We start from the raw sequence: 26,464 nt of genomic DNA on the forward strand, positions 1-26,464 counted from the left end.
GCATGCAGTTCCCGGCGCGGGAGTAGTTCAACGGTAGAACCTCAGCCTTCCAAGCTGATGGTGCGGGTTCGATTCCCGTCTCCCGCTCCATTGAACGCAAATGCATGGCATAATGCAAAACTCGCTCACGTAGCTCAGTCGGTAGAGCACCTCCTTGGTAAGGAGGAGGTCGAAGGTTCGATTCCTTTCGTGAGCACCATTACTCAATCGTCTTAACTCCAAACGATTACCGAGAACTTGCACCCATGGCAAAAGCTAAATTCGAGCGCACCAAGCCGCACGTGAACGTCGGCACCATCGGTCACGTCGACCATGGCAAGACCACGTTGACCGCCGCGCTGACCAAGATCGGTGCAGAGCGTTTCGGTGGCGAGTTCAAGGCGTATGACGCGATCGACGCAGCGCCGGAAGAAAAGGCGCGCGGCATCACGATTTCGACCGCCCACGTCGAATACGAATCCCCGATTCGCCACTACGCACACGTTGACTGCCCCGGCCACGCCGACTACGTCAAGAACATGATCACCGGTGCGGCGCAGATGGACGGCGCGATCCTGGTGTGTTCGGCCGCTGACGGCCCGATGCCGCAGACCCGTGAGCACATCCTGCTCTCGCGTCAGGTCGGTGTGCCGCACATCGTCGTGTTCCTGAACAAGGCCGACATGGTCGACGACGCCGAGCTGCTCGAGCTGGTCGAAATGGAAGTGCGCGAGCTGCTCAGCAAGTACGACTTCCCGGGCGACGACACCCCGATCATCCACGGTTCGGCCCGTCTGGCGCTGGACGGTGATCAGAGCGAGATCGGTGTGCCGGCCATCCTGAAGCTGGTCGATGCCCTGGACAGCTTCATTCCGGAGCCGACCCGTGACGTCGACCGTCCGTTCCTGATGCCGGTCGAAGACGTGTTCTCGATCTCCGGCCGCGGCACCGTGGTGACCGGTCGTATCGAGCGCGGCATCATCAAGGTGGGCGACGAAATCGAAATCGTCGGCATCCGCGACACGCAGAAGACCACGGTCACCGGCGTGGAAATGTTCCGCAAGCTGCTGGACCAGGGCCAGGCAGGCGACAACGCTGGTCTGCTGCTGCGCGGCACCAAGCGTGACGACGTGGAGCGTGGCCAGGTGCTGTGCAAGCCGGGTTCGATCAAGCCGCACACCGAGTTCGAAGCCGAAGTCTACGTGCTGTCCAAGGACGAGGGTGGCCGTCACACCCCGTTCTTCAAGGGCTACCGTCCGCAGTTCTACTTCCGCACCACCGACATCACTGGCGCGTGCCAGCTGCCGGAAGGCGTGGAGATGGTGATGCCGGGCGACAACGTGAAGATGGTCGTGACCCTGATCAACCCGGTCGCAATGGACGAAGGTCTGCGCTTTGCAATCCGCGAAGGCGGCCGCACCGTCGGCGCCGGCGTGGTTGCCAAGGTCATCAAGTAAGCAGTGCCTGCAGTTCGGCGACTTCGGTCGCCGATTTGCGCGAATGGCGGGCCGGCTGAACCTCGGTCCGCCTTCGTTGTCTTGGGGTTTGCGGTAAACGAGTACATACGCCAGTAGCTCAATTGGCAGAGCAGCGGTCTCCAAAACCGCAGGTTGGGGGTTCGAGTCCCTCCTGGCGTGCCACTCCTCTTTCCGGCCCAGCGATTCGGGTCAGATCGGTAACTAGAGCCGGATGAATAGCAAAATCGAGCCTTCCAAAAGCGCGTCTGCTGCCAGCGCTGATATCGTGAAATATGTGATCTCTGCGATCCTGGTGGTTGCGGGGCTGTTTGTGTGGTTCTGGTTTTCCGCTCCCGAGCGCGCGACTCAGTTGGGCGCCTGGACGCCGCAGTTGCGCGCGCTGGCGGTCATCGTCGGGCTAGTGGCGGGTGCGTTTGTATTTTTGGGGACCGGCAAGGGCCGTGAAACCCGTGAATTCATGTCTGAATCCAGGTTTGAGCTGCGTAAGGTGGTCTGGCCGACGCGCCAGGAAGCCATTCGCACCACCTGGGTCGTGATTGTTGTTGTGATCATTCTGAGTTTGCTGTTGGGCGGCTTCGACTTCGTCATCCAGAAGCTCACGCAGTGGTTCCTGGCTCGTTGAGGAGAATCAAGCAGTGAAGCGTTGGTACGTCGTTCACGCCTATTCAGGCTTTGAAAAATCCGTTGCGCAGGCATTGCGCGACCGCATCGTCCGCACCGAGATGGAAGATCGTTTCGGTGAGGTGCTGGTGCCGACCGAAGAAGTCATCGAGATGCGCGCCGGCCAGAAGCGTCGCTCCGAGCGCAAGTTCTTCCCCGGCTACGTGCTGGTGCAGATCGAGACGCATGAAGAGGCCGGTATTCCGCGCATCGACAACGAAAGCTGGCACCTGGTGAAGGAAACTTCCAAGGTCATGGGCTTCATCGGTGGTACGGCCGACCGTCCTCTACCGATCCGCGACGAAGAGGCGGACGCCATCCTGCAGCGTGTGCAGGACGGTGTTGAAAAACCGCGCCCGAAGGTCTTGTTCGAACCGGGGCAGATGGTGCGCGTCACCGACGGTCCGTTCAACGACTTCAATGGCGTTGTCGAGGAAGTCAATTACGAGAAGAGCAGGCTGCGCGTTGCCGTGCTCATCTTCGGTCGCTCCACACCGGTCGAGCTCGAGTTCGGGCAGGTCGAGAAGGGTTGACCCTCGGCGGCGCCGGCTAGGCGCCTGCCTCAAATGCTGCTATAGTGCGCGGCTCGCTGACCTGGCGACCGCCGGGAAATATTGGCTGCCGCAAGGCGGCCATCTGCGTGTAATGACAACGCGAAGCCGGGACGCGTGATTCTCCCGGTCCGATGGGGAGCCTGCCGTGCAGGCGCTAGCACCCGGAGAGCATCGAAATGGCTAAGAAGATAGTTGCGTACATCAAGTTGCAGGTGAAGGCCGGTCAGGCCAATCCTGCGCCGCCGGTCGGCCCTGCGCTGGGTCAGCGCGGTCTGAACATCATGGAGTTCTGCAAGGCGTTCAATGCAGCGACCTCCAAGCTGGAACCGGGCCTGCCGACGCCGGTGATCATCACCGCGTATTCGGACCGCACCTTCACCTTCATCACCAAGAGCACCCCGGCCAGCGTGCTGCTCAAGAAGGCTGCAGGCGTCACGTCCGGCTCGAAGCGTCCCAACACCGACAAGGTGGGCAAGGTCACGCGCAAGCAGCTGGAAGAGATCGCCAAGACCAAGGAAGCCGATCTGACGGCAGCCGAGCTCGAAGCGTCGGTTCGTACGATTGCGGGTACTGCCCGCAGCATGGGTTTGACGGTGGAGGGCTAAGACATGGCACAGACCAAGCGCGTTAAGGCCATTGCGGCCGCTGTCGTTCCGGGCAAGACCTATGCCTTCGAAGACGCAATCAAGATCCTGAAGACCGCCACCAAGGCCAAGTTTGTCGAGTCCATCGACGTTGCCGTGCGTCTGGGCGTGGACGCCAAGAAGTCCGACCAGCAGGTGCGCGGTTCCACCGTGCTGCCGGCAGGTACCGGCAAGAGCGTGCGCGTTGCGGTGTTCGCACCGGCCGGTGCCAAGGCTGACGAAGCCCTGGCTGCTGGTGCCGAGGCAGTGGGCATGGACGACCTGGCCGAGAAGATGCAGGCCGGCGACCTGAGCTACGACGTGGTCATTGCCACCCCGGACGCCATGCGCGTCGTCGGTAAGCTGGGCACCCTGCTGGGCCCGCGCGGCCTAATGCCGAACCCGAAGGTCGGCACTGTGTCGGCGAACCCGGGCGAAGCGGTCAAGAATGCCAAGTCGGGCCAGGTGCGCTACCGCACCGACAAGGCCGGCATCATTCACTGCACGATCGGCAAGGCCAGCTTCGATGACGAAGCGCTGAAGTCGAACCTGCAGGCCCTGCTGGCCGATCTGCTGAAGGCCAAGCCGGCGACCTCCAAGGGTACCTACCTGCAGAAGGTGTCGGTCAGCTCGACCATGGGTCCGGGCGTGACGGTCGACCAGTCGAGCCTGTCGCTGAAGTAATCGAATGCGTCAGGCGTCATGCGCCTGACGTGTTTGTGGAGTACTGCATTGTTTTTCCGGCCCGGGTTACCGTGTGCTGGGAGTCCGTTCCCTCCTTTGGGGTAACGGACATTTTGAAGGCGATCGCCGGCGTGTCCGGCGGTAGCCGTCAAAGACCGCAGGCGCGGTCAGCGCAGGTCGACGACGGGCACGGATGCTCGCACTGGCAGGGAGTCGCCGTCGACGTAGCGGGGTCGCTTAATCGGTTCGTTTTCGAACTGGCCGGCGTAGATGGTGTCGCCCTTCTGGAGCTTTCTGGTTTACGCGCGTCTGGGACATCCCGGATCGAGTCCACTCCAGGTCTAGAACGGCCACCAACGGAACATCGGTCGATGTTCCCGGCTTCCAGGATGGAGGCTGCCCTGGACCGCAACCGGCAGGAGCCGCGAGCGGAGTAGTTTGAAGCGGGGATTAGCGATTCGGCATTTGGGATTGGCAACTGCGGCGTGATCGCTGTGACGAATCCCGAATCACCAATCCCGAATCCCGGCTTTAACGGAGGAGTGCAATGGCTCTCAATCTGTCCCAGAAGCAAGACGTAGTCGCCGAGCTGGCAGACATCGCCGCCAAGGCCCACTCCCTGATCGCCGCCGAATACGCTGGCACCACGGTCTCCCAGATGACCGCGATGCGCAAGCAGGCCCGCGAGACCGGCGTGTTCTTGAAAGTCGTCAAGAACACCCTGGCCGTGCGTGCCGTCGAAGGTACCGAATTTGCTGTCGCGTCCGACAAGCTGGTTGGTCCTTTGGTGTATGCGTTTTCGATGGAGGAACCCGGCGCTGCCGGGCGCCTGATCAAGGAATTTGCCAAGAGCAACGAAAAGCTGCAGGCCAAGGTCGTGGCAATTGGCGGGGAACTGTTCCCGGCCAGTCACGTCGACGTGTTGGCCTCGCTGCCGACCCGTGACCAGGCCCTGGCCATGCTGGCTCGCGTGCTGTCCGAACCGGCCGCGATGTTCGCCCGTGCCGTCAAGGCCGTCGGCGACAAGCAGGGTGGTGGCGACGAAGCCGCCGCGCCGGCTGCCGAGACTGCCGAAGCTTGATGTCCTAGCGTTTGCTAGAACCCAATCCAGAATCAACTCTTAAAGGTAATCACAATGTCCCTTACCAACGAACAGATCGTCGACGCCATCGCCGAGAAGTCCCTGATGGAAGTGATGGAGCTGGTCAAGGCCATCGAAGAGAAGTTCGGCGTCTCCGCCGCCGCCCCGGTCGCAGCCGCTGCCGCTGGCCCGGCCGCCGTGGTCGAAGAGCAGACCGAGTTCACCGTGGTGCTGACCAGCGCCGGCACCAACAAGGTTGCCGCCATTAAGGCTGTCCGTGGCGTGACCGGCCTGGGTCTGAAGGAAGCCAAGGATCTGACCGAAGCCGGTGGCACGCTGAAGGAAGGCGCCACCAAGGACGAAGCCGAGAAGATCAAGAAGGAACTGACCGAAGCTGGCGCGACGGTCGAAATCAAGTAAGCAACACCTTGCATCGCCAGCGTTTCATGGTGATGCACTGAAGGCTGGGGGCGTAAAGCCCCCGGCCTTTGGCCGTTTCGGACGTGAGTCGGAGTGAGGGTCGGAAAGTCGCAACTGCAAGGTGTGCGCTCTTCCGATTCCCGAATCCCCATTCCCGATTCCCGGCCTCACCGAGTTGGTAGTTGGAAGTAGCGGGAGAAGGCGTGCTGGTGCCGGCAATACCAGCGACTTCCAACTGACAATTTTGTTATTTCAGGGCCGCCGCGACGTGGCCCCCGCAGCCTAGGGTGAAGACCTCATGACGTCTTATTCGTTCACCGAAAAAAAGCGTATCCGCAAGGACTTCGGCAAGCAGCGCTCGATTCTCGAAGTGCCGTTCCTGCTTGCCATTCAGGTGGATTCCTATCGCGAATTCCTGCAGGAAGACGTGGAGCCGACCAAGCGCAAGGACCTCGGTCTGCATGCCGCTCTGAAGTCGGTGTTCCCGATCTCCAGCTACAGCGGTAACGCTGCGCTCGAGTACGTGGGCTACAAGTTGGGTCAGCCGGTGTTTGACGAGCGTGAATGCCGTCAGCGCGGCATGAGCTATGGCGCGCCGCTGCGCGTGACCGTGCGCCTGGTGATCTACGACCGCGAGTCGTCGACCAAGGCCATCAAGTACGTGAAGGAGCAGGAGGTCTATCTCGGCGAAATTCCGCTGATGACCGGCAACGGTACCTTCATCGTCAACGGCACCGAGCGCGTGATCGTCTCGCAGCTGCATCGCTCGCCGGGCGTGTTCTTCGACCACGACCGTGGCAAGACCCACAGCTCGGGCAAGCTGCTGTACAGCGCCCGCATCATTCCGTACCGCGGCTCCTGGCTGGACTTCGAGTTCGACCCGAAGGATGCGCTGTTCACCCGTATCGACCGCCGCCGCAAGCTGCCGGTGTCGATCCTGCTGCGTGCGCTTGGCTACAGCAACGAAGAGATGCTGGCCGAGTTCTTCGAGATTAACACCTTCCACATCAATCCGGACGAAGGCGTGCAGCTGGAGCTGGTGCCGGAGCGCCTGCGTGGTGAAACGCTGAACTTCGATCTGGCCGATGGCGACAAGGTCATCGTGGAAGCGGGCAAGCGCATCACTGCGCGTCACGTCAAGCAGCTGGAAGCCGCCGGCGTTGCCGCGCTGGCCGTGCCGGACGACTACCTGGTCGGCCGCATCCTGTCGCACGACGTGGTCGATGGTTCCACCGGTGAGCTGCTGGCCAACGCCAACGACGAAATCAGCGAAGACCAGCTGGCGGCGTTCCGCAAGGCCGGCGTCGACGCGGTCGGCACCCTGTGGGTGAACGATCTGGACCGTGGCCCGTACCTGTCCAACACCTTGCGCATCGATCCGACCAAGACGCAGCTGGAAGCGCTGGTGGAAATCTACCGCATGATGCGTCCTGGCGAGCCGCCGACCAAGGAAGCTGCGCAGAACCTGTTCCACAACCTGTTCTTCACCTTCGAGCGTTACGACCTGTCGACGGTCGGCCGCATGAAGTTCAACCGCCGCGTCGGCCGCAAGGACGTGCTGGGCGAATCGGTGCTGTACGACAAGAAGTACTTCGCCGAGCGCAACGACGAAGAGTCCAAGCGCCTGGTCGCCGAGCACACCGATACTTCCGACATCCTGGAAGTGATCAAGGTGCTCACCGAAATCCGCAACGGTCGCGGCGTGGTCGATGACATCGATCACCTGGGTAACCGTCGCGTGCGTTCGGTCGGCGAAATGGCCGAGAACGTGTTCCGCGTGGGCCTGGTCCGCGTCGAACGCGCGGTCAAGGAGCGGTTGTCGATGGCCGAATCCGAAGGCCTGACCCCGCAGGAACTGATCAATGCCAAGCCGGTGGCTGCCGCAATCAAGGAATTCTTCGGTTCCTCGCAGCTGTCGCAGTTCATGGATCAGAACAACCCCCTGTCGGAAGTGACGCATAAGCGTCGCGTCTCCGCACTGGGCCCGGGTGGTCTGACCCGCGAACGCGCAGGCTTCGAAGTGCGCGACGTGCATCCGACCCACTACGGCCGCGTCTGCACCATCGAAACGCCGGAAGGCCCGAACATCGGCCTGATCAACTCGCTGGCCGTGTTCGCCCGCACCAACCAGTACGGCTTCCTCGAGACGCCGTACCGTAAGGTGCTGGACGGCAAGGTCTCCGACGACGTCGAATACCTCTCGGCGATCGAAGAAAACGAGTACGTGATCGCCCAGGCGAATGCGCTGACCGATGCCAAGAACATGCTCACCGAGCAGTTCGTGCCGTGCCGGTTCCAGGGCGAATCGCTGTTGAAGCCGCCGTCCGAAGTGCACTTCATGGACGTCTCGCCGATGCAGACCGTATCGGTCGCTGCGGCGCTGGTGCCGTTCCTGGAACACGACGACGCCAACCGCGCACTGATGGGCGCCAACATGCAGCGCCAGGCCGTGCCGACGCTGCGTTCGCAGAAGCCGCTGGTTGGTACCGGTATCGAGCGTGCAGTTGCGCGCGACTCGGGTGTGACCGTGAATGCGTTGCGTGGTGGCGTGATCGAGCAGATCGACGCGGCCCGCATCGTGGTCAAGGTCAACGAGGCAGAAATCGGCGGCGGCACCGATGCCGGCGTGGATATCTACAACCTGATCAAGTACACCCGCTCCAACCAGAACACCTGCATCAACCAGCGTCCGCTGGTGAACGTGGGCGACGTGATCGCGCGCGGCGACGTGCTGGCCGACGGCCCGTCCACCGACATCGGTGAACTGGCGCTGGGTCAGAACATGCTGATCGCCTTCATGCCGTGGAACGGCTACAACTTCGAAGACTCCATCCTGCTCTCCGAGCGCGTGGTGGAAGAAGATCGTTACACCACGATCCACATCGAAGAACTGACCTGCGTTGCGCGCGACACCAAGCTGGGGCCGGAGGAAATTTCCGCCGATATCCCGAACGTGTCCGAGCAGGCGTTGAACCGCCTGGACGAGAGTGGCGTGGTGTACATCGGCGCAGAAGTGCGCGCCGGCGACATCATGGTCGGCAAGGTCACGCCGAAGGGCGAAAGCCAGCTGACCCCGGAAGAAAAGCTGCTCCGTGCGATCTTTGGCGAGAAGGCGTCCGACGTGAAGGACAGCTCGCTGCGCGTGCCTCCGGGCATGGACGGCACCGTCATCGACGTGCAGGTCTTCACCCGCGACGGCATCGAGAAGGACAAGCGTGCGCGTCAGATCGAAGAGTCCGAAATCAAGCGCGTCAAGAAGGACTTCGACGACCAGTTCCGCATCCTGGAAGCGGCCATCTACGCACGTCTGCGCTCGCAGATCGTGGGTAAGGTCGCCAACGGCGGCGCGAACCTGAAGAAGGGCGACAACGTCACCGACGCATATCTGGACGGGCTGAAGAAGTCCGATTGGTTCCAGCTGCGCATGAAGGACGAAGACGCTGCCGACGCCATCGAACGCGCACAGAAGCAGATCCAGGCGCACGAGAAGGAATTCGAAGCACGTTTTGCCGACAAGCGCGGCAAGATCACCCAGGGCGATGACCTCGCACCGGGCGTGCTGAAGATGGTCAAGGTGTTCCTGGCCGTGAAGCGCCGCATCCAGCCGGGCGACAAGATGGCGGGCCGCCACGGCAACAAGGGTGTGGTTTCCAATGTCGTGCCGGTGGAAGACATGCCGTACATGGCGACCGGCGAGCCGGTGGACATCGTGCTGAACCCGCTCGGCGTGCCGTCGCGTATGAACATCGGCCAGATTCTGGAAGTGCATCTGGGTTGGGCCGCCAAGGGCCTGGGTCGCAAGATCCAGCGCATGCTGGAAGCACAGGCGGCGGTGAGCGAGCTGCGCGAGTTCCTCAACGACATCTACAACCACGACGGCGCGATCAGTGCCGAGCGCGTGGACCTGTCGCAGTTCAGCGATGAGGAATTGCTCAACCTGGGCAAGAACCTGATCGACGGCGTGCCGATGGCCACCCCGGTGTTCGATGGCGCCAGCGAAGCCGAGATCAAGCGCATGCTGGAACTGGCTGACCTGCCGCAGAGCGGTCAGACCCAGCTGTACGACGGTCGCACCGGCGAGGCGTTCGATCGCAAGACCACGGTTGGCTACATGCACTACCTGAAGTTGAACCACTTGGTCGACGACAAGATGCATGCACGTTCGACCGGCCCGTACTCGCTCGTGACCCAGCAGCCGCTGGGCGGCAAGGCGCAGTTCGGTGGCCAGCGCTTCGGTGAGATGGAAGTCTGGGCGCTGGAAGCCTACGGCGCGGCCTACACCCTGCAGGAAATGCTGACGGTGAAGTCCGACGACGTGCAGGGCCGCAACCAGATGTACAAGAACATCGTCGATGGTGAGCACGAGATGGTCGCGGGCATGCCGGAATCCTTCAACGTGTTGGTGAAGGAAATCCGCTCGCTGGCGATCAACATGGAACTGGAAGAGTGATCGAGCCGGACCCCGGCGCCGCGATGCGGTGCCGGGAGCCGGAACGCAAGACCCTCGGTTTCATCTCAGATACGAAATTCCTCCGACCCGGAGATATCAAATGAAAGACCTGCTCAACCTCTTCAATCAGCAGCGCCAGACGCTGGATTTCGACGCGATCAAGATCGCGCTGGCGTCGCCGGACCTGATCCGTTCGTGGTCCTACGGCGAAGTGAAGAAGCCCGAAACCATCAACTACCGTACCTTCAAGCCGGAGCGTGACGGCCTGTTCTGCGCCGCCATCTTCGGACCGATCAAGGACTACGAGTGCCTGTGCGGCAAGTACAAGCGCATGAAGCACCGTGGCGTGGTCTGCGAAAAGTGCGGCACCGAAGTCACCCTGGCCAAGGTGCGTCGCGAGCGCATGGGTCATATCGACCTGGCCTCGCCGGTCGCGCACATCTGGTTCCTCAAGTCGCTGCCTTCGCGCATCGGCCTGATGCTGGACATGACCCTGCGCGACATCGAGCGCGTGCTGTACTTCGAAGCCTACGTGGTCACCGAGCCGGGCCTGACCCCGCTCGAGCGCCGCCAGCTGCTGACCGAAGAGCAGTACCTGACCGCACGCCAGGAGTACAACGACGACTTCGACGCCGCCATGGGCGCCGAAGCCGTGTACGAGCTGCTGCGCACGATCGACCTGCAGTCGGAAATGACCCGCCTGCGCGAGGAAATCGCCAGCACCGGTTCGGAAACCAAGCTCAAGCGCCTCACCAAGCGCATCAAGCTGATCGAAGCCTTCCTGGAATCGGGCAACCGTCCGGAGTGGATGGTCATGACCGTGCTTCCCGTGCTGCCGCCGGACCTGCGTCCGCTGGTGCCGCTGGATGGTGGCCGTTTCGCGACTTCGGATCTGAACGATCTGTACCGCCGCGTGATCAACCGCAACAACCGCCTGCGTCGCCTGCTCGAGCTCAATGCGCCCGACATCATCGTGCGCAACGAAAAGCGCATGCTGCAGGAATCGGTCGATGCGCTGCTGGACAACGGCCGTCGCGGCCGTGCCATCACCGGCACCAACAAGCGTCCGCTGAAGTCGCTGGCCGACATGATCAAGGGCAAGCAGGGCCGGTTCCGTCAGAACCTGCTCGGCAAGCGCGTGGACTACTCCGGTCGTTCGGTCATCACCGTCGGTCCGTACCTCAAGCTGCACCAGTGCGGCCTGCCGAAGAAGATGGCGCTGGAGCTGTTCAAGCCGTTCGTGTTCGCCAAGCTGCAGCGTCGTGGCCTGGCCACCACCATCAAGGCCGCCAAGAAGCTGGTCGAGCGCGAAGAAGCCGAAGTCTGGGACATCCTGGAAGAAGTGATCCGCGAGCATCCGGTGCTGCTGAACCGTGCGCCGACCCTGCACCGTCTGGGCATCCAGGCGTTCGAACCGGTGTTGATCGAAGGCAAGGCCATCCAGCTGCATCCGCTGGTGTGTACCGCGTTCAACGCCGACTTCGACGGTGACCAGATGGCCGTCCACGTGCCGCTCTCGCTGGAAGCCCAGCTGGAAGCGCGTGCGCTGATGATGTCCACCAACAACATCCTGTCGCCGGCCAACGGCGAGCCGATCATCGTGCCGTCGCAGGACGTGGTGTTGGGCCTGTACTACATGAGCCGCGCCCTGGAGAACAAGAAGGGCGAGGGCATGGTGTTTGCCAACACCAGCGAAGTGAAGCGCGCCTACGACAACCGCGTGGTGGAACTGCACGCCAAGGTCAAGGTCCGCATCACCCAGGTGGACGTTGACGCCGTCGATGGCAAGCGCACCAGCGGCACCTCGATCGTGGACACCACGGTCGGTCGTGCGCTGTTGAGCGAAATCCTGCCCGAAGGCCTGCCGTTCCAGCTGGCCAACACCGAGATGACCAAGAAGAACATCTCGCGTCTGATCAACTCCAGCTACCGTCTGCTGGGTTTGAAGGACACCGTCGTGTTCGCCGACAAGCTGATGTACACCGGCTACGCCTACGCCACCCGCGCAGGCGTGTCGATCGGCATCGACGACATGCTGATCCCTGACGAGAAGAAGGGCATCCTCACCGAGGCCGAAGCCGAAGTGCTGGAAATCCAGGAGCAGTACCAGTCGGGCCTGGTCACCGCCGGCGAGCGCTACAACAAGGTCGTGGACATCTGGTCGCGTACCAGCGAGCGCATCGCCAAGGCGATGATGGACACCATCGGTACCGAGAAGGTCGAAAATGCCAAGGGCGAAACCATCGACCAGAAGTCGATGAACTCGCTGTACATCATGGCCGACTCCGGTGCGCGTGGTAGCCAGGCGCAGATCCGTCAGCTGGCCGGTATGCGCGGCCTGATGGCGCGTCCGGACGGCTCGATCATCGAGACGCCCATCAAGGCGAACTTCCGCGAAGGTCTGAACGTGCAGGAGTACTTCAACTCCACCCACGGCGCACGTAAGGGTCTGGCCGATACCGCGCTGAAGACCGCGAACTCGGGTTACCTGACCCGTCGTCTGGTCGACGTGGCGCAGGACGTGGTGATCACCGAAGTTGATTGCGGCACCACCGAAGGGTTGATCATGACCCCGATCGTGGAAGGCGGCGACGTGGTGGAGCCGTTGAAGGAGCGCGTGCTCGGTCGTGTGGTGGCCGAGGACGTGTACCTGCCGGGCAACGATGAAGAACCGATCGTCACCCGCAACACGCTGCTCGACGAAGCCTGGGTTGCCAAGCTCGAAGACGCCAGCGTGCAGTCGGTGAAGGTGCGTTCGACCATCAGCTGCGAATCCTCGTTCGGCGTGTGCGCACGTTGCTACGGTCGCGATCTCGCACGCGGTCACCAGGTCAACATCGGTGAAGCGGTCGGCGTCATCGCCGCCCAGTCGATCGGTGAGCCGGGTACCCAGCTGACCATGCGTACGTTCCACATCGGTGGTGCGGCGTCGCGTGCGGCGGCCGTGGACAACATCACGGTCAAGACCACCGGTTCGATCAAGTTCAACAACTTGAAGTCGGTCGAGCATGCCAATGGTTCGCTGGTCGCGGTGTCGCGTTCGGGCGAGCTGTCGGTACTCGACGGCCACGGTCGCGAGCGCGAGCGTTACAAGCTGCCGTACGGCGCCACCATCACTGCCAAGGACGGTGACGCGGTGAAGGCCGGGCAGGGCGTGGCCAACTGGGATCCGCATAACCACCCGATCGTGTCGGAAGTGGCCGGTTTCATCCGCTTCATCGACTTCGTCGACGGCGTCACCGTCATCGAGAAGACCGACGAGCTGACCGGTCTGGCCTCGCGCGAAATCACCGACCCGAAGCGTCGCGGTGCACAGGCCAAGGAACTGCGCCCGATCGTGCGCATCGTCGACGGCAAGGGCAACGACCTGACCATCCCGAACACGGATCTGCCGGCCCAGTACCTGTTGCCGCCGCGCTCCATCGTCAACCTGCAGGACGGCGCTGCCGTCGGCGTGGGCGACGTGGTGGCGAAGATTCCGCAGGAAGCGTCCAAGACCCGCGACATCACCGGTGGTCTGCCGCGCGTTGCCGACTTGTTCGAGGCACGCAAGCCGAAGGATCCGGCGATCCTGGCCGAGCGTTCGGGCATCATCAGCTTCGGTAAGGACACCAAGGGCAAGCAGCGCCTGATCATCAAGGACACCGATGGTTCGGAACACGAAGAGCTGATCCCGAAGTACCGCCAGATCATCGTGTTCGAAGGCGAGCACGTGACCAAGGGCGAAACCGTGGTGGACGGCGAGCCGAGCCCGCAGGACATCCTGCGTCTGCTGGGCGTCGAGCCGCTGGCCGCCTACCTGGTCAAGGAAATCCAGGACGTGTACCGCCTGCAGGGCGTGAAGATCAACGACAAGCACATCGAAGTGATCACCCGCCAGATGTTGCGCAAGGTTGAAATCGTCGACCAGGGCAACAGCAAGTTCCTCAACGGCGAGCAGGTCGAGCGCCAGCGCGTCATCGAGGAAAATGCACGTCTGACCACGCGCAACGAACTGCCGGCCAAGTACGATCCGGTGTTGTTGGGTATCACCAAGGCCTCGCTGGCCACCGAGTCGTTCATCTCGGCGGCGTCGTTCCAGGAGACCACCCGCGTGTTGACCGAGGCGGCCGTTCGCGGTACCCGCGACAACCTGCGCGGTCTGAAGGAGAACGTGATCGTGGGTCGTCTGATTCCGGCCGGTACCGGTCTGGCGTATCACGCCAGCCGTCGCAAGGCGTCGGGTCTGACCGACTCTGAAATGGAAACGCTGTCGGGCAAGCCCGCAGTGGCCGAACCGGTCGCAGCCGTGGCCGACGCTGGCGCGGACGAGGAGTAAGCGCTCCGACGGCGGTCGCAAGGCCGCCGTAAGCCAAGCGAAAAGGAGGGCAGGAGGCCCTCCGTTTTCCGGTCCTGGAAGGATCAGCAGGGTTAGGTTTCCGTGAAGTTGACGGAGTTTTGCCCTGCCAGCTATACTTCTCTGTCTCGGTGGGCCGTTTCACGGCCTGCCTTCGTTTTCATGCAAGGCCGTTTCGGCCTCCAATCAGAAGAATCGACTGATGGCAACGATCAATCAGCTGGTCCGCAAGCCCCGGCAAGCGACCACCTACAAGAGTGCCTCACCGGCACTGGACAAGTGTCCGCAGCGCCGCGGCGTCTGCACACGCGTCTACACCACTACCCCGAAGAAGCCGAACTCGGCCCTGCGTAAGGTCGCCAAAGTGCGTCTGACGAACCAGGAAGAGGTCATCAGCTACATCGGTGGTGAAGGCCACAACCTGCAGGAGCACTCCGTGGTCCTGATTCGCGGTGGTCGCGTCAAGGATCTTCCCGGTGTGCGTTATCACACCGTCCGTGGTTCGCTGGACGCCGCCGGCGTCGCAAAGCGCCGTCAAGGTCGTTCCAAGTACGGCGCCAAGCGCCCGAAGAGCTAAGGAAATACTCTAATGTCCCGTAAAGGTTCTACTCCGCAGCGCACCGTCCTGCCTGATCCCAAGCATGGCAGCGAAACCATTGCCCGCTTCATCAACATGGTGATGCAAAGTGGCAAGAAGTCGGTTGCTGAGAAAATTGTCTATGGCGCAATGGACGTCATTGGCGAAAAGAATCCGAATGCCATCGAGCTGGTGCAGAAAGCACTGGACAACGTGGCCCCGGCTGTCGAAGTCAAATCGCGTCGCGTCGGTGGTGCTACCTATCAGGTGCCCGTCGAAGTGCGCTCCTCCCGTCGCATGGCGCTGGCAATGCGCTGGTTGATCGACTCCGCGCGCAAGCGTGGTGAGAACACTATGCCGCGTAAGCTGGCTGCCGAACTGCTGGACGCTGCGGAAAGCCGTGGCGGCGCGATCAAGAAGCGCGAAGAGACCCACCGTATGGCGGAAGCGAACAAGGCGTTCGCACACTACCGCTGGTGACCTCGGGGGCCTTGGTAACGGGGCCCTTCAGCACCATATGAGTGCTGTTTGCGACGCCTCTGGCGTCGCTACCAATCCGAAGGCCGCCGAAAGGCGGCGTTCGGCCATCCGAAATCCAAGAAATTGAGAGGCTCCCCGTGGCCCGCACCACCCCTATCGAGCGTTACCGCAACTTCGGCATCATGGCCCACATCGATGCCGGCAAAACCACCACCTCCGAACGCATCCTGTTCTACACCGGTGTGAGTCACAAGATCGGCGAAGTCCATGACGGCGCGGCAGTGATGGACTGGATGGAGCAGGAGCAGGAGCGTGGTATCACCATCACCTCCGCGGCAACCACTGCGTTCTGGTCGGGCATGGACAAGTCCATGCAGCAGCACCGCTTCAACATCATCGACACCCCCGGGCACGTCGACTTCACCATCGAAGTGGAGCGCTCCTTGCGCGTGCTCGACGGTGCGGTGTTCGTGCTGTGTGCGGTCGGTGGCGTGCAGCCGCAGTCCGAGACCGTGTGGCGTCAGGCCAACAAGTATTCCGTGCCGCGCATGGCCTTCGTCAACAAGATGGACCGTACCGGTGCCAACTTCGACAAGGTTGTGGAGCAGCTGAAGGCCCGTCTGGGTGCGTACGCTGTGCCGATGCAGGTGCCGATCGGCGCCGAAGACGGCTTTGAAGGCGTGGTCGACCTGCTCAAGATGAAGGCGATTCACTGGGATTCCGCATCGCAGGGCACCACCTTCGAATACCGCGACATCCCGGCCGATCTGGTCGATGTGGCGACCGAGGCGCGTTCGTTCATGATCGAGGCGGCTGCAGAAGCCAGCGAAGATCTGATGGACAAGTACCTCAACGAAGGCGACCTGACCGAAGAAGAGATCCTGCAGGGTCTGCGCGAGCGCACCCTGAAGGTCGAGATCGTGCCGGTGTTCTGTGGTTCGGCGTTCAAGAACAAGGGCGTGCAGGCGATGCTCGACGGCGTCGTGCACCTGCTGCCGTCGCCGGCCGACCGTCCGCCAGTGCAGGGCATCGACGAGGACGAGAAGGAAGACACGCGCGCTGCGAGCGATACCGCGCCGTTCTCGGCGTTGGCGTTCAAGATCATGACCGACCCGTTCGTGGGCTCGCTCACGTTCTTCCGCGTCTACTCGGGCACGCTGAATTCCGGTGACCAGGTCTATAACCCGGTCAAGTCGAAGAAAGAGCGTGTGGGCCGCATCCTGCAGATGCACTCCAACAATCGCGAAGAGATCAAGGAAGTGCGCGCTGGCGACATCGCCGCTGCCGTGGGTCTGAAGGACGTCACCACCGGCGACACCCTGTGTGCGCAGGACAAGATCATCACCCTGGAGCGCATGGTGTTCCCGGAGCCGGTGATCTCGATGGCCGTCGAGCCGAAGACCAAGTCGGACCAGGAAAAGATGGGTATGGCCCTGGGCCGTCTGGCGCAGGAAGATCCCTCGTTCCGCGTCAAGACCGACGAAGAATCCGGCCAGACCATCATCTCGGGCATGGGTGAGTTGCACCTGGACATCATCGTCGACCGTATGCGTCGCGAGTTCAATGTCGAGGCCAACGTCGGCAAGCCGCAGGTGGCCTACCGCGAGACGATCCGCAAGTCCGACGTCAAGTCCGACTACAAGCACGCCAAGCAGTCCGGTGGTAAGGGTCAGTACGGTCACGTGGTGATCGAGCTGTCGCCGATGACCGAGGAAGATCGCAAGAGCGACAACGTCAAGGACGATTTCCTCTTCATCAACGACATCACCGGCGGCATCATTCCGAAGGAATTCATCCCCTCGGTTGAGAAGGGTCTGCGCGAAACGATCACCAGTGGTCCGATCGCCGGCTTCCCGGTGGTGGGCGTGAAGGTCAAGCTGGTGTTCGGCTCGTACCACGACGTCGACTCCTCGGAAATGGCGTTCAAGCTGGCTGCGTCGATGGCGTTCAAGCAGGGCTTTGCGAAAGCCAGCCCGGTGTTGCTGGAGCCGATCATGAAGGTCGAGATCGTCAGCCCGGAGGATTACCTGGGTGACGTGATGGGCGACGTGAGCCGCCGCCGTGGCGTGTTGCAGGGTCAGGACGACAGCCCGTCGGGCAAGATCATCAACGCGATGATTCCGCTGGGTGAAATGTTCGGTTATGCGACCTCGCTGCGCTCCATGAGCCAGGGCCGTGCGACGTTCTCGATGGAATTCGACCACTACGAAGAGGCACCGGCCAACATCGCCGACGCCGTCACCAAGAAGGGCTGAGTTCGCTCAGCCGCTTCAAAAATTTTTCAATTAGAGGTAGTAAGTCATGGCAAAAGCTAAATTCGAGCGCACCAAGCCGCACGTGAACGTCGGCACCATCGGTCACGTCGACCATGGCAAGACCACGTTGACCGCCGCGCTGACCAAGATCGGTGCAGAGCGTTTCGGTGGCGAGTTCAAGGCGTATGACGCGATCGACGCAGCGCCGGAAGAAAAGGCGCGCGGCATCACGATTTCGACCGCGCACGTCGAATACGAATCCCCGACCCGCCACTACGCACACGTTGACTGCCCCGGCCACGCCGACTACGTCAAGAACATGATCACCGGTGCGGCGCAGATGGACGGCGCGATCCTGGTGTGTTCGGCCGCGGACGGCCCGATGCCGCAGACCCGTGAGCACATCCTGCTCTCGCGTCAGGTCGGTGTGCCGCACATCGTCGTGTTCCTGAACAAGGCCGACATGGTCGACGACGCCGAGCTGCTCGAGCTGGTCGAAATGGAAGTGCGCGAGCTGCTCAGCAAGTACGACTTCCCGGGCGACGACACCCCGATCATCCACGGTTCGGCCCGTCTGGCGCTGGACGGTGATCAGAGCGAGATCGGTGTGCCGGCCATCCTGAAGCTGGTCGATGCCCTGGACAGCTTCATTCCGGAGCCGACCCGTGACGTCGACCGTCCGTTCCTGATGCCGGTCGAAGACGTGTTCTCGATCTCCGGCCGCGGCACCGTGGTGACCGGTCGTATCGAGCGCGGCATCATCAAAGTGGGCGACGAAATCGAAATCGTCGGCATCCGCGACACGCAGAAGACCACGGTCACCGGCGTGGAAATGTTCCGCAAGCTGCTGGACCAGGGCCAGGCAGGCGACAACGCCGGTCTGCTGCTGCGCGGCACCAAGCGTGACGACGTGGAGCGTGGCCAGGTGCTGTGCAAGCCGGGTTCGATCAAGCCGCACACCGAGTTCGAAGCCGAAGTCTACGTGCTGTCCAAGGACGAAGGTGGCCGTCACACCCCGTTCTTCAAGGGCTACCGTCCGCAGTTCTACTTCCGCACCACCGACATCACTGGCGCGTGCCAGCTGCCGGAAGGCGTGGAGATGGTGATGCCGGGCGACAACGTGAAGATGGTCGTGACCCTGATCAACCCGGTCGCGATGGACGAAGGTCTGCGCTTTGCAATCCGTGAAGGTGGCCGCACCGTCGGCGCCGGCGTGGTTGCCAAGGTCATCAAGTAAGTAGTGCCTGCAGCCGGTGGCGTTTGCCGCTGGCGTAGCACGGAAGGGTCGGCGTAAGCCGGCCCTTTTTATTGCCCCTCGGCCTAGATTGGTTTACCGACATCCGGCTGCAGGTTCTGCGCTTGCGCACTGAAATTTACGTCGCTATAATGCGCGGCTCGGTGTCCCTGGGTAGGGCGCTGGGTTACAGCGAAAAGAACGGCAGGACGCCGCTCGTGTTCGCCAGACCGGGAAGGTCGTGTTGCATGGAGCACTCAACAACTCATCCGTTGTTGACCGTGCTCTAGCTGCGCATTATACTTTTCCGTCTGGGCAGGCCGGTTTACCGGGCTGCCTCAGTTTTTGGGCGGAGGAAAGCCCTCGTCGGCAGGAAGTACGGCGATTTCACCAACGCAGGAATATCGGGGCAGGTATCCCAGAGGCCTTGCCCGTCGCTCTTTTAACGAAGGAAGCTTCCGTCATGTCGGAACAAAAGATCCGGATTCGGTTGAAGGCGTTCGATCATCGTTTGATCGACCGTTCGGCCAGCGAGATCGTCGAAACGGCCAAGCGGACCGGCGCGCAAGTGCGTGGCCCGATCCCGCTGCCGACCAAGATCGAACGTTACACCATCCTCGTATCCCCGCATGCCGACAAGGATGCGCGTGACCAATACGAAACCCGCACGCACAAGCGTGTGCTCGATATCGTCGACCCCAACGACAAGACCGTGGACGCGCTGATGAAGCTCGAACTCGCGGCTGGCGTCGACGTCCAGATCAAGCTCACCTGAGGACTACGACCATGACGAAGAAATATTCGTTGGGCTTCGTGGGCCGCAAGGCTGGTATGAGCCGCGTCTTCACTGAAGACGGCCGCTCGGTACCGGTCACGCTGATCGAAGCAACTCCGAACCGCATCGCGCAGATCAAGACCGTCGAAGTTGACGGCTACAGCGCCGTGCAAATTACCGTTGGCGCGCGTCGCGCCGCACTGGTCAACAAGCCGGCCGCCGGTCACTTCGCCAAGGCGAAGGTCGAAGCGGGTCGTGGCTTGTGGGAATTCCGCGTTGAAGACGCGCAGCTCGGCGATTTCGCCGTCGGCGGCGAAATCAAGGCGGACATCTTCGAGGTCGGTCAGAAGGTCGACGTCCAGGGCGTCACCAAGGGTAAGGGTTTCCAGGGCACCATCAAGCGCTACAACTTCCGTATGGGCGATGCAACTCACGGTAACTCGCTGTCGCATCGCGCGCCGGGTTCGTTGGGTCAACGCCAGACCCCGGGTCGTGTTTTCCCGGGTAAGAAGATGTCGGGCCACATGGGCGCCGTGCAGCAAAGCACGCAGAACCTGGAAGTGGTCAAGGTCGACGTCGAGCGTGGTCTGATTGCTATCCGCGGCGCCGTGCCTGGCGCAGCTGGTGGCGACGTGATCGTCCGTCCGGCGAGCAAGGCATAAGGAGAGATGACGATGGAACTCGTTATCACGGGTAGCAACAACAAGGTCTCGGTCTCCGATGCCGTGTTCGGTCGCGAATTCAGCGAGGATCTGGTTCACCAGGTCGTCGTCGCTTATCGCAACGCCGGTCGCGCTGGTACCAAGGCACAGAAGACGCGTTCGGAAGTTGCGGGCACGACCAAGAAGTCGAAGAAGCAGAAGGGCGGCGGCGCGCGTCATGGCGCACTGACGGCTCCGATCTTCGTCGGCGGCGGCGTGACCTTTGCGGCCAAGCCGCGCAGCTTCGAGCAGAAGGTCAACCGCAAGATGTACCGCGCGGCCATCTGCGCGATCTTCTCCGAGTTGAACCGTCAGGGTCGTCTGATGATCGTCGACGCGTTCGACCTCGAAGCGACCAAGACCAAGGGTCTGATCGAGAAGCTGAAGGGACTGGATGTGGGCAAGCGCCCGCTGATCGTCACCGAAGAAGCCTCCGAGCACCTGTATCTGTCCGCCCGCAATCTGCCGTATGTGCAGGTGCGTGATGTGCAGGGTCTGGATCCGGTCGCACTGGTCGGGGCCGATACGGTCGTGATCACCGCCGATGCGGTCAAGAAGGTCGAGGAGTGGCTGGCATGAGCAGCAACGAAAAAATCTTCAGCGTGCTGCGTGCTCCGCGAGTCTCCGAAAAGACCGCGCGCCTGCAGGAAATCTCCAACCAGTATGTCTTCGAAGTTTCGAACGACGCCACCAAGGCCGATGTAAAGGCCGCGGTTGAGCAGCTGTTCGACGTCAAGGTCAAGGCAGTCAACGTGGTCAACGTCAAGGGCAAGAGCAAGTCCTTCCGTAACCGTGCTGGCAACCGTGGCAATTGGCGCAAGGCGTACGTCCGCCTGGTCGATGGTCAGTCCATCGACGTAACGGCCAAGGCCTGAGGTCCATCCCATGCCATTGATGAAGTTCAAACCCACCTCTCCCGGCCGTCGTTCCGCCGTGCGCGTGGTTACTCCCGATCTGCACAAGGGCGCACCGCACGCGGCGCTGCTCGACTCGCAGAGCAAGTCCGGTGGTCGTAACCACCACGGCCGCATCACCGTGCGTCACGTCGGTGGTGGCCACAAGCAGCACTACCGCATCATCGACTTCAAGCGCAACAAGGAAGGCATTCCGGCGCGTGTGGAGCGGATCGAATACGATCCGAACCGTACCGCCCATATCGCCCTGCTGTGCTACGTCGATGGCGAGCGTCGCTACATCATCGCCCCGAAGGGCCTGAAGGCTGGCGACCAGGTCATTGCCGGTGCCAATGCACCGATCAAGACCGGTAACACGCTGCCGCTGCGCAACATCCCGGTCGGTACGACGGTTCACGGTATCGAGCTGAAGCCGGGTAAGGGCGCTCAGATCGCACGTGCTGCCGGTGCAGCCGTCCAGCTGGTCGCTCGCGAAGGCATCTATGCCACGCTGCGTCTGCGCTCGGGCGAAATGCGCAAGGTGCCGGTCGAATGCCGCGCCACCATCGGCGAAGTCGGCAACGACGAGCACAACCTCGAGAAGCTGGGCAAGGCCGGCGCCAAGCGTTGGCGCGGTGTTCGCCCGACCGTTCGCGGTGCGGCCATGAACCCGGTCGATCACCCGCACGGTGGTGGTGAAGCGAAGGCTGGTCAGGGTAATCCGCATCCGGTCACCCCGTGGGGTGTTCCGACCAAGGGTTACAAGACGCGCAAGAACAAGCGCACCCAGCAGTTCATCGTCCGCGATCGTAGGGGCTAATCGACCATGGCACGTTCACTTAAGAAGGGCCCGTTCGTCGATCACCACCTTGCAAAGAAGGTGGAGTCCGCTGCGGGTAGCAAGAAGCCGATCAAGACTTGGTCGCGCCGTTCGATGATCCTGCCCGAAATGGTAGGCATCACCATCGCCGTGCATAACGGCAAGAACCACATTCCGGTGCTCGTCAACGAGAATATGGTCGGCCACAAGCTCGGCGAATTTGCCGTCACCCGGACCTTCAAGGGTCACGGTGGCGACAAGAAGTCGGGCAGGTAAGGAGAGATGACGATGGAAGCGAAAGCAATCCTGCGCACCGCGCGCATCTCCCCGCAGAAGGCCCGCCTGGTCGCTGACCAGGTGCGTGGTTTGTCCGCCGAGCGTGCGGTCAATCTGCTGAAGTTCTCGGACAAGAAGGCTGCACACCTGATCAAAAAGGTGGTGGAGTCGGCGATCGCCAATGCCGAGAACAATCAGGGCGCGGATGTCGACGAGCTGAAGGTCAAGACCATCATGGTTGATGAAGGTCCCTCCCTGAAGCGTTTCATGGCGCGGGCGAAAGGCCGCGGTACCCGCATCCTCAAGCGCACCAGTCACATCACTGTGATTGTCGGCGCCGCCAAGTAAGCGGAAAGGAAAAGACCATGGGTCATAAAGTTCATCCGACTGGAATCCGTCTTGGTATCTCCAAAGACTGGAACTCCAAGTGGTACGCAAACAAGGGCGACTTCGCCGGTTACCTGGCAGCCGACCTGAAAGTGCGTGAAATGCTGCGCAAGAAGCTCGCGCAGGCAGGTGTCAGCAAGATCTTGATCGAGCGCCCTGCCAAAACCGCCCGCGTCACCATTCACACCGCCCGTCCGGGCGTGGTGATCGGCAAGCGTGGTGAGGATATTGAAAAGCTGCGTAAGGAAGTGAGCGAACTGATGGGCGTTCCGGCGCACATCAACGTCACCGAAGTGCGCAAGCCGGAGCTGGATGCGCAGCTGGTCGCCGAGTCGATCGCGCAGCAGCTCGAGCGTCGCATCATGTTCCGCCGCGCAATGAAGCGCTCGGTCGGTAACGCGATGCGCTTGAGTGCCCTGGGCATTAAGGTCAACGTGGCTGGCCGCCTCAACGGTGCAGAAATCGCCCGTTCGGAGTGGTACCGCGAAGGTCGCGTGCCGCTGCACACGCTACGTGCCGACATTGATTACGGTTTTGCCGAGGCGTCCACGACGTACGGCATCATCGGTATCAAGGTCTGGATCTATAAGGGCGAGGTTTTCGACTTCTCCCAGGTTGGCCAGGAAAAGCAGGACGACAGCCCGCGCAACGATCGTAACGATCGCGGCGACCGTGGTGACCGCCCGTCGCGCCCGGCTCGTGAAGCGAGGTAACGGCAATGTTGCAACCCAAGCGAACCAAATATCGCAAGATGCACAAGGGCCGTAATGACGGCCTGGCATGGAGCGGAAACGCCGTCAGCTTCGGCGAATACGGCCTCAAGGCCACGGCGCACGGTCAGCTGACTGCGCGCCAGATTGAAGCAGCACGTCGCACCATCAGCCGCCATGTCAAGAAGGGCGGCAAGATGTGGATCCGTGTGTTCCCCGACAAGCCGATCACCAAGAAGCCGATCGAAGTCCGCATGGGCTCCGGTAAGGGTAACGTGGAGTACTGGGTCGCGCAGATTCAGCCGGGCCGCATGATCTATGAAATCGAGGGGATTCCCGAAGAGACCGCACGTGAGGCATTTCGCCTTGCCGCTGCCAAACTCTCGGTGACGACCACTTTCGTGACCCGGACGGTGCGCTGATGGATATCAAACAACTCCGCGAAAAGTCGGCTGACGAACTGAAGGCCCACCTGACCGACCTGCGTAAGGAGCAGTTCTCGCTCCGTATGCAGCAGGTCACCGGCCAGCTGCCGAAGACCCACGAAACCCGCCGGGTGCGCCGCGAGATTGCTCGCGTCAAGCACCTGCTCGGCAGCACCAAGTAAGGACGGCCGCGATGAGCGACAATAACGAAAAGCAAACGCTGCGCACGGTCGAAGGCCGTGTCGTCAGCAACAAGATGGACAAGACGGTCACCGTGTTGGTGGAGCGCCAGGTCAAGCATGCTCTGTACGGCAAGTACATCAAGCGCTCGACCAAGCTGCACGCACACGATGCCGACAATGCCTGCAATGAAGGCGATGTCGTGCGTGTGACCGAGATTGCTCCGATGTCCAAGACCAAGAACTGGCGGGTGGTGGAAATCGTCACCCGTTCGGCCGAATAAGGGAGATCTGAATCATGATCCAGATGCAGAGCTACCTCGATGTCGCCGACAATTCGGGTGCCAAGGAAGTGATGTGCATCAAGGTGCTGGGCGGCTCCAAGCGCCGCTACGCACACATCGGTGACATCATCAAGGTGACCGTCAAGGACGCCATTCCGCGTGGCAAGGTCAAGAAGGGCGAAGTCTACGACGCCGTTGTGGTGCGTACCCGCAAGGGTGTGCGCCGTCCCGACGGTTCGCTGATCCGCTTCGATGGCAATGCCGCTGTGCTGTTGAACAACAAGCAGGAGCCGATCGGGACCCGCATCTTCGGGCCGGTGACGCGCGAGCTGCGTTCCGAGAAGTTCATGAAGATCGTCTCGCTCGCTCCCGAAGTGCTGTGAGCGGAGGACATACACATGGCTAACCGTATCAAGAAGGGCGACCAGGTCGTCATCAACACCGGCAAGGACAAGGGTAAGCAGGGTGAAGTGGTGCGTGTGGACGGCGATCGCGTGATCGTCTCCAACGCCAACGTCATCAAGCGCCACACCAAGCCGAACCCGCAGGCGGGTGTCGCCGGCGGCGTGGTCGAGCGTGAAGCGTCGATCCATATCTCCAACGTCAATATCGTCAACCCGGCAACGGGCAAGGGCGAGCGCGTTGGCTTCAAGGTGCTGGAGGATGGACGCAAATTGCGTGTGTTCCGCTCCAGCGGTGAGGCGCTCGACGCCTGAGGAATGAGATCATGAACACTCGTCTCGAAAAGTTTTACAAGGAAAACGTGGTGCCGGCCCTGATGAAGGAATTCGGCTACACCAATCCGATGGAAGTGCCGAAGCTGGTCAAGGTCACGCTCAACATGGGCGTGGGCGAGGCGGCTACCAACAAGAAGATTCTGGAAAATGCGGTCGCCGACATGTCCAAGATCTCTGGCCAGAAGCCGGTGGTCACCAAGTCGCGCGTTTCGGTCGCATCGTTCAAGATTCGTGACGGTTGGCCGATCGGCTGCAAGACCACCTTGCGTCGCGCCAAGATGTACGAGTTCCTGGATCGCCTGATCAACATCTCGTTGCCGCGCGTGCGCGACTTCCGTGGTGTGTCCGGTCGTTCCTTCGACGGTCGTGGCAATTTCAACATGGGTGTGAAGGAACAGATCATCTTCCCGGAAATCGACTTCGACGCCGTCGACGCGATCCGCGGTATGGATATCGCCATCACCACCACCGCCAAGACGGATGCGGAAGCGAAGGCGCTGCTGGCAGCGTTCAAGTTCCCGTTCCGTAACTGACCATAGAGGACATCCGAAATGGCAAAGACCTCCATGATCCACCGCGACATCAAGCGCGCGAAGCTGGCCAAGAAGTTCGCCGGCAAGCGTGATGCGCTGAAGAAGATCCTCTCCAGTCAGGATGCGTCCTACGAAGAGAAGATCGATGCGTCGACCAAGTTGCAGAAGCTGCCGCGCGATTCGTCGCCGAGCCGCCACCGCAACCGTTGCGAGCTGTCGGGTCGTCCGCGCGGTGTCTACCGCAAGTTCGGTCTGGGTCGCAACATGCTGCGTAAAGCCACAATGAACGGCGACGTTCCGGGCCTGCGCAAGGCAAGCTGGTAACAGCAGCCCGGCCGCTCGCGGCCGGTTTGAGCAGGATTGTTCTGTTCAACAAGGGAGTCCGACGCAAGTCGGGCTCTTTTGTCGTATACTTCCGCTTCTGTCTTGCCCGTGTGGGTTTGACGTGGCGTCAAGGGTCCTGGCCCATCCCCAGGAAAACACAAGATTTTCGCGAAAGCGGATATCGGTGCACTCAAAGGTACTCATATGAGCATGACTGATCCCATCGCCGACCTGCTGGTTCGCATCAAGAATGCGGCCGCGGTTGGTAAGCAGACGGTGAAATTGCCGTCGTCCAAGATCAAGGTTGCGATCGCCCAGGTCCTGAAGGACGAGGGTTACATCACCGACCTGCGCGTTACGGCCACCGAAAACAACAAGTCGGAGCTGGAAATCGTGCTGAAGTATTTCGAAGGCCGCCCGGTCATCGAGACCCTGAAGCGTTTCTCGCGCTCGGGTCTGCGCCAGTACCGCGGCAAGACCGAGCTGCCCAAGGTCCTGGGTGGCCTGGGTATCGCCATCATCTCCACGTCGAAGGGCATCATGACCGATGCGCAGGCTCGCGAAGCCGGCGTTGGTGGTGAAGTCCTGTGCTTCGTGGCCTAAGGGAAG

29 protein-coding genes and 3 tRNA genes are annotated in these 26,464 nt (G+C 61.6%); all 32 read left to right on the top strand.

Translation table 11 applies throughout. The features are described 5' to 3' along the window. The first annotated feature begins 16 nt into the window (after window positions 1–16). The 32 genes from RZV17_RS04935 to rpsH all read left to right on the top strand — a co-directional run bounded on the left by RZV17_RS04935 (window position 17) and on the right by rpsH (window position 26,458). Window positions 17–90: transfer RNA gene (locus RZV17_RS04935), tRNA-Gly, on the top strand. A gap of 33 nt (window positions 91–123) precedes the next feature. Beyond that, window positions 124–199, top strand: a tRNA-Thr gene (locus RZV17_RS04940). A 46-nt stretch (window positions 200–245) separates the two neighbouring features. Beyond that, on the top strand, window positions 246–1,436 hold the full coding sequence (gene tuf / locus RZV17_RS04945; RefSeq protein ID WP_047695376.1) for an elongation factor Tu: 1,191 nt from the start codon (window positions 246–248) through the stop codon (window positions 1,434–1,436). A 107-nt stretch (window positions 1,437–1,543) separates the two neighbouring features. Then, window positions 1,544–1,619: transfer RNA gene (locus RZV17_RS04950), tRNA-Trp, on the top strand. A 49-nt stretch (window positions 1,620–1,668) separates the two neighbouring features. Continuing rightward, window positions 1,669–2,079 carry a preprotein translocase subunit SecE gene (gene secE, locus RZV17_RS04955; RefSeq protein WP_039415354.1) on the top strand — a complete coding sequence of 137 codons (411 nt, stop codon included), beginning with the start codon at window positions 1,669–1,671 and terminating at the stop codon, window positions 2,077–2,079. A 13-nt stretch (window positions 2,080–2,092) separates the two neighbouring features. After that, window positions 2,093–2,650, top strand: coding sequence for a transcription termination/antitermination protein NusG (gene nusG, locus RZV17_RS04960; protein ID WP_029219215.1), 558 nt, complete (start codon window positions 2,093–2,095; stop codon window positions 2,648–2,650). A gap of 197 nt (window positions 2,651–2,847) precedes the next feature. Beyond that, window positions 2,848–3,276: a 50S ribosomal protein L11 gene (gene rplK / locus RZV17_RS04965; RefSeq protein WP_039415357.1), complete on the top strand. Its 429-nt coding sequence runs from the start codon at window positions 2,848–2,850 to the stop codon at window positions 3,274–3,276. 3 nt (window positions 3,277–3,279) lie between these two features. Then, window positions 3,280–3,978: a 50S ribosomal protein L1 gene (gene rplA / locus RZV17_RS04970; RefSeq protein WP_039415360.1), complete on the top strand. Its 699-nt coding sequence runs from the start codon at window positions 3,280–3,282 to the stop codon at window positions 3,976–3,978. A gap of 547 nt (window positions 3,979–4,525) precedes the next feature. Further along, on the top strand, window positions 4,526–5,059 hold the full coding sequence (gene rplJ, locus RZV17_RS04975; RefSeq protein WP_029219217.1) for a 50S ribosomal protein L10: 534 nt from the start codon (window positions 4,526–4,528) through the stop codon (window positions 5,057–5,059). A gap of 54 nt (window positions 5,060–5,113) precedes the next feature. Next, entirely contained in the window at window positions 5,114–5,479 is a 366-nt protein-coding gene (rplL, locus tag RZV17_RS04980; RefSeq protein WP_039414348.1) for a 50S ribosomal protein L7/L12, read from the top strand. A gap of 298 nt (window positions 5,480–5,777) precedes the next feature. After that, window positions 5,778–9,929 carry a DNA-directed RNA polymerase subunit beta gene (rpoB, locus tag RZV17_RS04985; protein ID WP_355607688.1) on the top strand — a complete coding sequence of 1,384 codons (4,152 nt, stop codon included), beginning with the start codon at window positions 5,778–5,780 and terminating at the stop codon, window positions 9,927–9,929. 100 nt (window positions 9,930–10,029) lie between these two features. Continuing rightward, on the top strand, window positions 10,030–14,247 hold the full coding sequence (rpoC, locus tag RZV17_RS04990; RefSeq protein ID WP_047695307.1) for a DNA-directed RNA polymerase subunit beta': 4,218 nt from the start codon (window positions 10,030–10,032) through the stop codon (window positions 14,245–14,247). A gap of 220 nt (window positions 14,248–14,467) precedes the next feature. Then, window positions 14,468–14,842: a 30S ribosomal protein S12 gene (rpsL, locus tag RZV17_RS04995; protein ID WP_003469157.1), complete on the top strand. Its 375-nt coding sequence runs from the start codon at window positions 14,468–14,470 to the stop codon at window positions 14,840–14,842. Between the two features lie 12 nt (window positions 14,843–14,854). Beyond that, window positions 14,855–15,322, top strand: a complete 468-nt coding sequence (gene rpsG / locus RZV17_RS05000; RefSeq protein ID WP_011260032.1) for a 30S ribosomal protein S7 — start codon at window positions 14,855–14,857, stop codon at window positions 15,320–15,322. 137 nt (window positions 15,323–15,459) lie between these two features. Next, a complete protein-coding gene (gene fusA / locus RZV17_RS05005) occupies window positions 15,460–17,577 on the top strand; it encodes an elongation factor G (protein WP_039565346.1) in 2,118 nt (705 codons plus the stop codon). A 46-nt stretch (window positions 17,578–17,623) separates the two neighbouring features. Then, entirely contained in the window at window positions 17,624–18,814 is a 1,191-nt protein-coding gene (gene tuf / locus RZV17_RS05010; protein ID WP_166752379.1) for an elongation factor Tu, read from the top strand. A 460-nt stretch (window positions 18,815–19,274) separates the two neighbouring features. Continuing rightward, window positions 19,275–19,586, top strand: a complete 312-nt coding sequence (rpsJ, locus tag RZV17_RS05015) for a 30S ribosomal protein S10 (protein WP_003486723.1) — start codon at window positions 19,275–19,277, stop codon at window positions 19,584–19,586. An 11-nt stretch (window positions 19,587–19,597) separates the two neighbouring features. Then, on the top strand, window positions 19,598–20,248 hold the full coding sequence (gene rplC, locus RZV17_RS05020; RefSeq protein WP_011036123.1) for a 50S ribosomal protein L3: 651 nt from the start codon (window positions 19,598–19,600) through the stop codon (window positions 20,246–20,248). Between the two features lie 12 nt (window positions 20,249–20,260). Further along, window positions 20,261–20,866 carry a 50S ribosomal protein L4 gene (gene rplD, locus RZV17_RS05025; RefSeq protein ID WP_010371054.1) on the top strand — a complete coding sequence of 202 codons (606 nt, stop codon included), beginning with the start codon at window positions 20,261–20,263 and terminating at the stop codon, window positions 20,864–20,866. Continuing rightward, window positions 20,863–21,162, top strand: coding sequence for a 50S ribosomal protein L23 (gene rplW / locus RZV17_RS05030; RefSeq protein ID WP_057661879.1), 300 nt, complete (start codon window positions 20,863–20,865; stop codon window positions 21,160–21,162). The genes rplD and rplW overlap by 4 nt, the downstream gene beginning before the upstream one ends. 10 nt (window positions 21,163–21,172) lie before the next feature. Beyond that, window positions 21,173–22,000 carry a 50S ribosomal protein L2 gene (gene rplB / locus RZV17_RS05035; RefSeq protein ID WP_003486715.1) on the top strand — a complete coding sequence of 276 codons (828 nt, stop codon included), beginning with the start codon at window positions 21,173–21,175 and terminating at the stop codon, window positions 21,998–22,000. Window positions 22,001–22,006: 6 nt separating this feature from the next. After that, window positions 22,007–22,276: a 30S ribosomal protein S19 gene (rpsS, locus tag RZV17_RS05040; protein ID WP_005917128.1), complete on the top strand. Its 270-nt coding sequence runs from the start codon at window positions 22,007–22,009 to the stop codon at window positions 22,274–22,276. Between the two features lie 12 nt (window positions 22,277–22,288). Next, the gene (gene rplV / locus RZV17_RS05045) at window positions 22,289–22,624 is read left to right on the top strand and encodes a 50S ribosomal protein L22 (protein WP_002811686.1); all 336 of its coding nucleotides are present in this window, start codon (window positions 22,289–22,291) and stop codon (window positions 22,622–22,624) included. A 17-nt stretch (window positions 22,625–22,641) separates the two neighbouring features. Next, a complete protein-coding gene (gene rpsC, locus RZV17_RS05050) occupies window positions 22,642–23,376 on the top strand; it encodes a 30S ribosomal protein S3 (RefSeq protein ID WP_039412819.1) in 735 nt (244 codons plus the stop codon). 5 nt (window positions 23,377–23,381) lie between these two features. Next, window positions 23,382–23,795, top strand: a complete 414-nt coding sequence (gene rplP, locus RZV17_RS05055; RefSeq protein ID WP_003486706.1) for a 50S ribosomal protein L16 — start codon at window positions 23,382–23,384, stop codon at window positions 23,793–23,795. Further along, window positions 23,795–23,980 carry a 50S ribosomal protein L29 gene (gene rpmC / locus RZV17_RS05060; protein ID WP_003486703.1) on the top strand — a complete coding sequence of 62 codons (186 nt, stop codon included), beginning with the start codon at window positions 23,795–23,797 and terminating at the stop codon, window positions 23,978–23,980. The genes rplP and rpmC overlap by 1 nt, the downstream gene beginning before the upstream one ends. Before the next feature lie 11 nt (window positions 23,981–23,991). Further along, window positions 23,992–24,261 (top strand): 30S ribosomal protein S17, encoded by a 270-nt coding sequence (gene rpsQ, locus RZV17_RS05065; RefSeq protein ID WP_003486701.1) that lies wholly within the window; start codon window positions 23,992–23,994, stop codon window positions 24,259–24,261. Window positions 24,262–24,275: 14 nt separating this feature from the next. Next, window positions 24,276–24,644, top strand: coding sequence for a 50S ribosomal protein L14 (rplN, locus tag RZV17_RS05070; RefSeq protein WP_003486699.1), 369 nt, complete (start codon window positions 24,276–24,278; stop codon window positions 24,642–24,644). 15 nt (window positions 24,645–24,659) lie between these two features. Next, a complete protein-coding gene (gene rplX / locus RZV17_RS05075; protein WP_003486696.1) occupies window positions 24,660–24,977 on the top strand; it encodes a 50S ribosomal protein L24 in 318 nt (105 codons plus the stop codon). 11 nt (window positions 24,978–24,988) lie between these two features. Next, window positions 24,989–25,531 (top strand): 50S ribosomal protein L5, encoded by a 543-nt coding sequence (rplE, locus tag RZV17_RS05080; RefSeq protein WP_010371090.1) that lies wholly within the window; start codon window positions 24,989–24,991, stop codon window positions 25,529–25,531. Between the two features lie 18 nt (window positions 25,532–25,549). Then, window positions 25,550–25,855 carry a 30S ribosomal protein S14 gene (rpsN, locus tag RZV17_RS05085; RefSeq protein ID WP_005917137.1) on the top strand — a complete coding sequence of 102 codons (306 nt, stop codon included), beginning with the start codon at window positions 25,550–25,552 and terminating at the stop codon, window positions 25,853–25,855. 204 nt (window positions 25,856–26,059) lie between these two features. After that, entirely contained in the window at window positions 26,060–26,458 is a 399-nt protein-coding gene (rpsH, locus tag RZV17_RS05090) for a 30S ribosomal protein S8 (RefSeq protein WP_010371096.1), read from the top strand. Window positions 26,459–26,464 lie beyond the last annotated feature (6 nt).

Source organism: Xanthomonas cannabis, assembly GCF_040616535.1.
GTDB lineage: Bacteria > Pseudomonadota > Gammaproteobacteria > Xanthomonadales > Xanthomonadaceae > Xanthomonas > Xanthomonas cannabis.

What these genes read in the sequence shown, in the direction of transcription:
- tuf (WP_047695376.1), top strand. Translation starts at nt 246, where the DNA reads ATGGCAAAAGCTAAATTCGAGCGCACCAAGCCGCACGTGAACGTCGGC.
- secE (WP_039415354.1), top strand. Translation starts at nt 1,669, where the DNA reads ATGAATAGCAAAATCGAGCCTTCCAAAAGCGCGTCTGCTGCCAGCGCT.
- rplK (WP_039415357.1), top strand. Translation starts at nt 2,848, where the DNA reads ATGGCTAAGAAGATAGTTGCGTACATCAAGTTGCAGGTGAAGGCCGGT.
- rplA (WP_039415360.1), top strand. Translation starts at nt 3,280, where the DNA reads ATGGCACAGACCAAGCGCGTTAAGGCCATTGCGGCCGCTGTCGTTCCG.
- rplJ (WP_029219217.1), top strand. Translation starts at nt 4,526, where the DNA reads ATGGCTCTCAATCTGTCCCAGAAGCAAGACGTAGTCGCCGAGCTGGCA.
- rplL (WP_039414348.1), top strand. Translation starts at nt 5,114, where the DNA reads ATGTCCCTTACCAACGAACAGATCGTCGACGCCATCGCCGAGAAGTCC.
- rpoB (WP_355607688.1), top strand. Translation starts at nt 5,778, where the DNA reads ATGACGTCTTATTCGTTCACCGAAAAAAAGCGTATCCGCAAGGACTTC.
- rpoC (WP_047695307.1), top strand. Translation starts at nt 10,030, where the DNA reads ATGAAAGACCTGCTCAACCTCTTCAATCAGCAGCGCCAGACGCTGGAT.
- rpsL (WP_003469157.1), top strand. Translation starts at nt 14,468, where the DNA reads ATGGCAACGATCAATCAGCTGGTCCGCAAGCCCCGGCAAGCGACCACC.
- rpsG (WP_011260032.1), top strand. Translation starts at nt 14,855, where the DNA reads ATGTCCCGTAAAGGTTCTACTCCGCAGCGCACCGTCCTGCCTGATCCC.
- tuf (WP_166752379.1), top strand. Translation starts at nt 17,624, where the DNA reads ATGGCAAAAGCTAAATTCGAGCGCACCAAGCCGCACGTGAACGTCGGC.
- rpsJ (WP_003486723.1), top strand. Translation starts at nt 19,275, where the DNA reads ATGTCGGAACAAAAGATCCGGATTCGGTTGAAGGCGTTCGATCATCGT.
- rplC (WP_011036123.1), top strand. Translation starts at nt 19,598, where the DNA reads ATGACGAAGAAATATTCGTTGGGCTTCGTGGGCCGCAAGGCTGGTATG.
- rplD (WP_010371054.1), top strand. Translation starts at nt 20,261, where the DNA reads ATGGAACTCGTTATCACGGGTAGCAACAACAAGGTCTCGGTCTCCGAT.
- rplW (WP_057661879.1), top strand. Translation starts at nt 20,863, where the DNA reads ATGAGCAGCAACGAAAAAATCTTCAGCGTGCTGCGTGCTCCGCGAGTC.
- rplB (WP_003486715.1), top strand. Translation starts at nt 21,173, where the DNA reads ATGCCATTGATGAAGTTCAAACCCACCTCTCCCGGCCGTCGTTCCGCC.
- rpsS (WP_005917128.1), top strand. Translation starts at nt 22,007, where the DNA reads ATGGCACGTTCACTTAAGAAGGGCCCGTTCGTCGATCACCACCTTGCA.
- rplV (WP_002811686.1), top strand. Translation starts at nt 22,289, where the DNA reads ATGGAAGCGAAAGCAATCCTGCGCACCGCGCGCATCTCCCCGCAGAAG.
- rpsC (WP_039412819.1), top strand. Translation starts at nt 22,642, where the DNA reads ATGGGTCATAAAGTTCATCCGACTGGAATCCGTCTTGGTATCTCCAAA.
- rplP (WP_003486706.1), top strand. Translation starts at nt 23,382, where the DNA reads ATGTTGCAACCCAAGCGAACCAAATATCGCAAGATGCACAAGGGCCGT.
- rpmC (WP_003486703.1), top strand. Translation starts at nt 23,795, where the DNA reads ATGGATATCAAACAACTCCGCGAAAAGTCGGCTGACGAACTGAAGGCC.
- rpsQ (WP_003486701.1), top strand. Translation starts at nt 23,992, where the DNA reads ATGAGCGACAATAACGAAAAGCAAACGCTGCGCACGGTCGAAGGCCGT.
- rplN (WP_003486699.1), top strand. Translation starts at nt 24,276, where the DNA reads ATGATCCAGATGCAGAGCTACCTCGATGTCGCCGACAATTCGGGTGCC.
- rplX (WP_003486696.1), top strand. Translation starts at nt 24,660, where the DNA reads ATGGCTAACCGTATCAAGAAGGGCGACCAGGTCGTCATCAACACCGGC.
- rplE (WP_010371090.1), top strand. Translation starts at nt 24,989, where the DNA reads ATGAACACTCGTCTCGAAAAGTTTTACAAGGAAAACGTGGTGCCGGCC.
- rpsN (WP_005917137.1), top strand. Translation starts at nt 25,550, where the DNA reads ATGGCAAAGACCTCCATGATCCACCGCGACATCAAGCGCGCGAAGCTG.
- rpsH (WP_010371096.1), top strand. Translation starts at nt 26,060, where the DNA reads ATGAGCATGACTGATCCCATCGCCGACCTGCTGGTTCGCATCAAGAAT.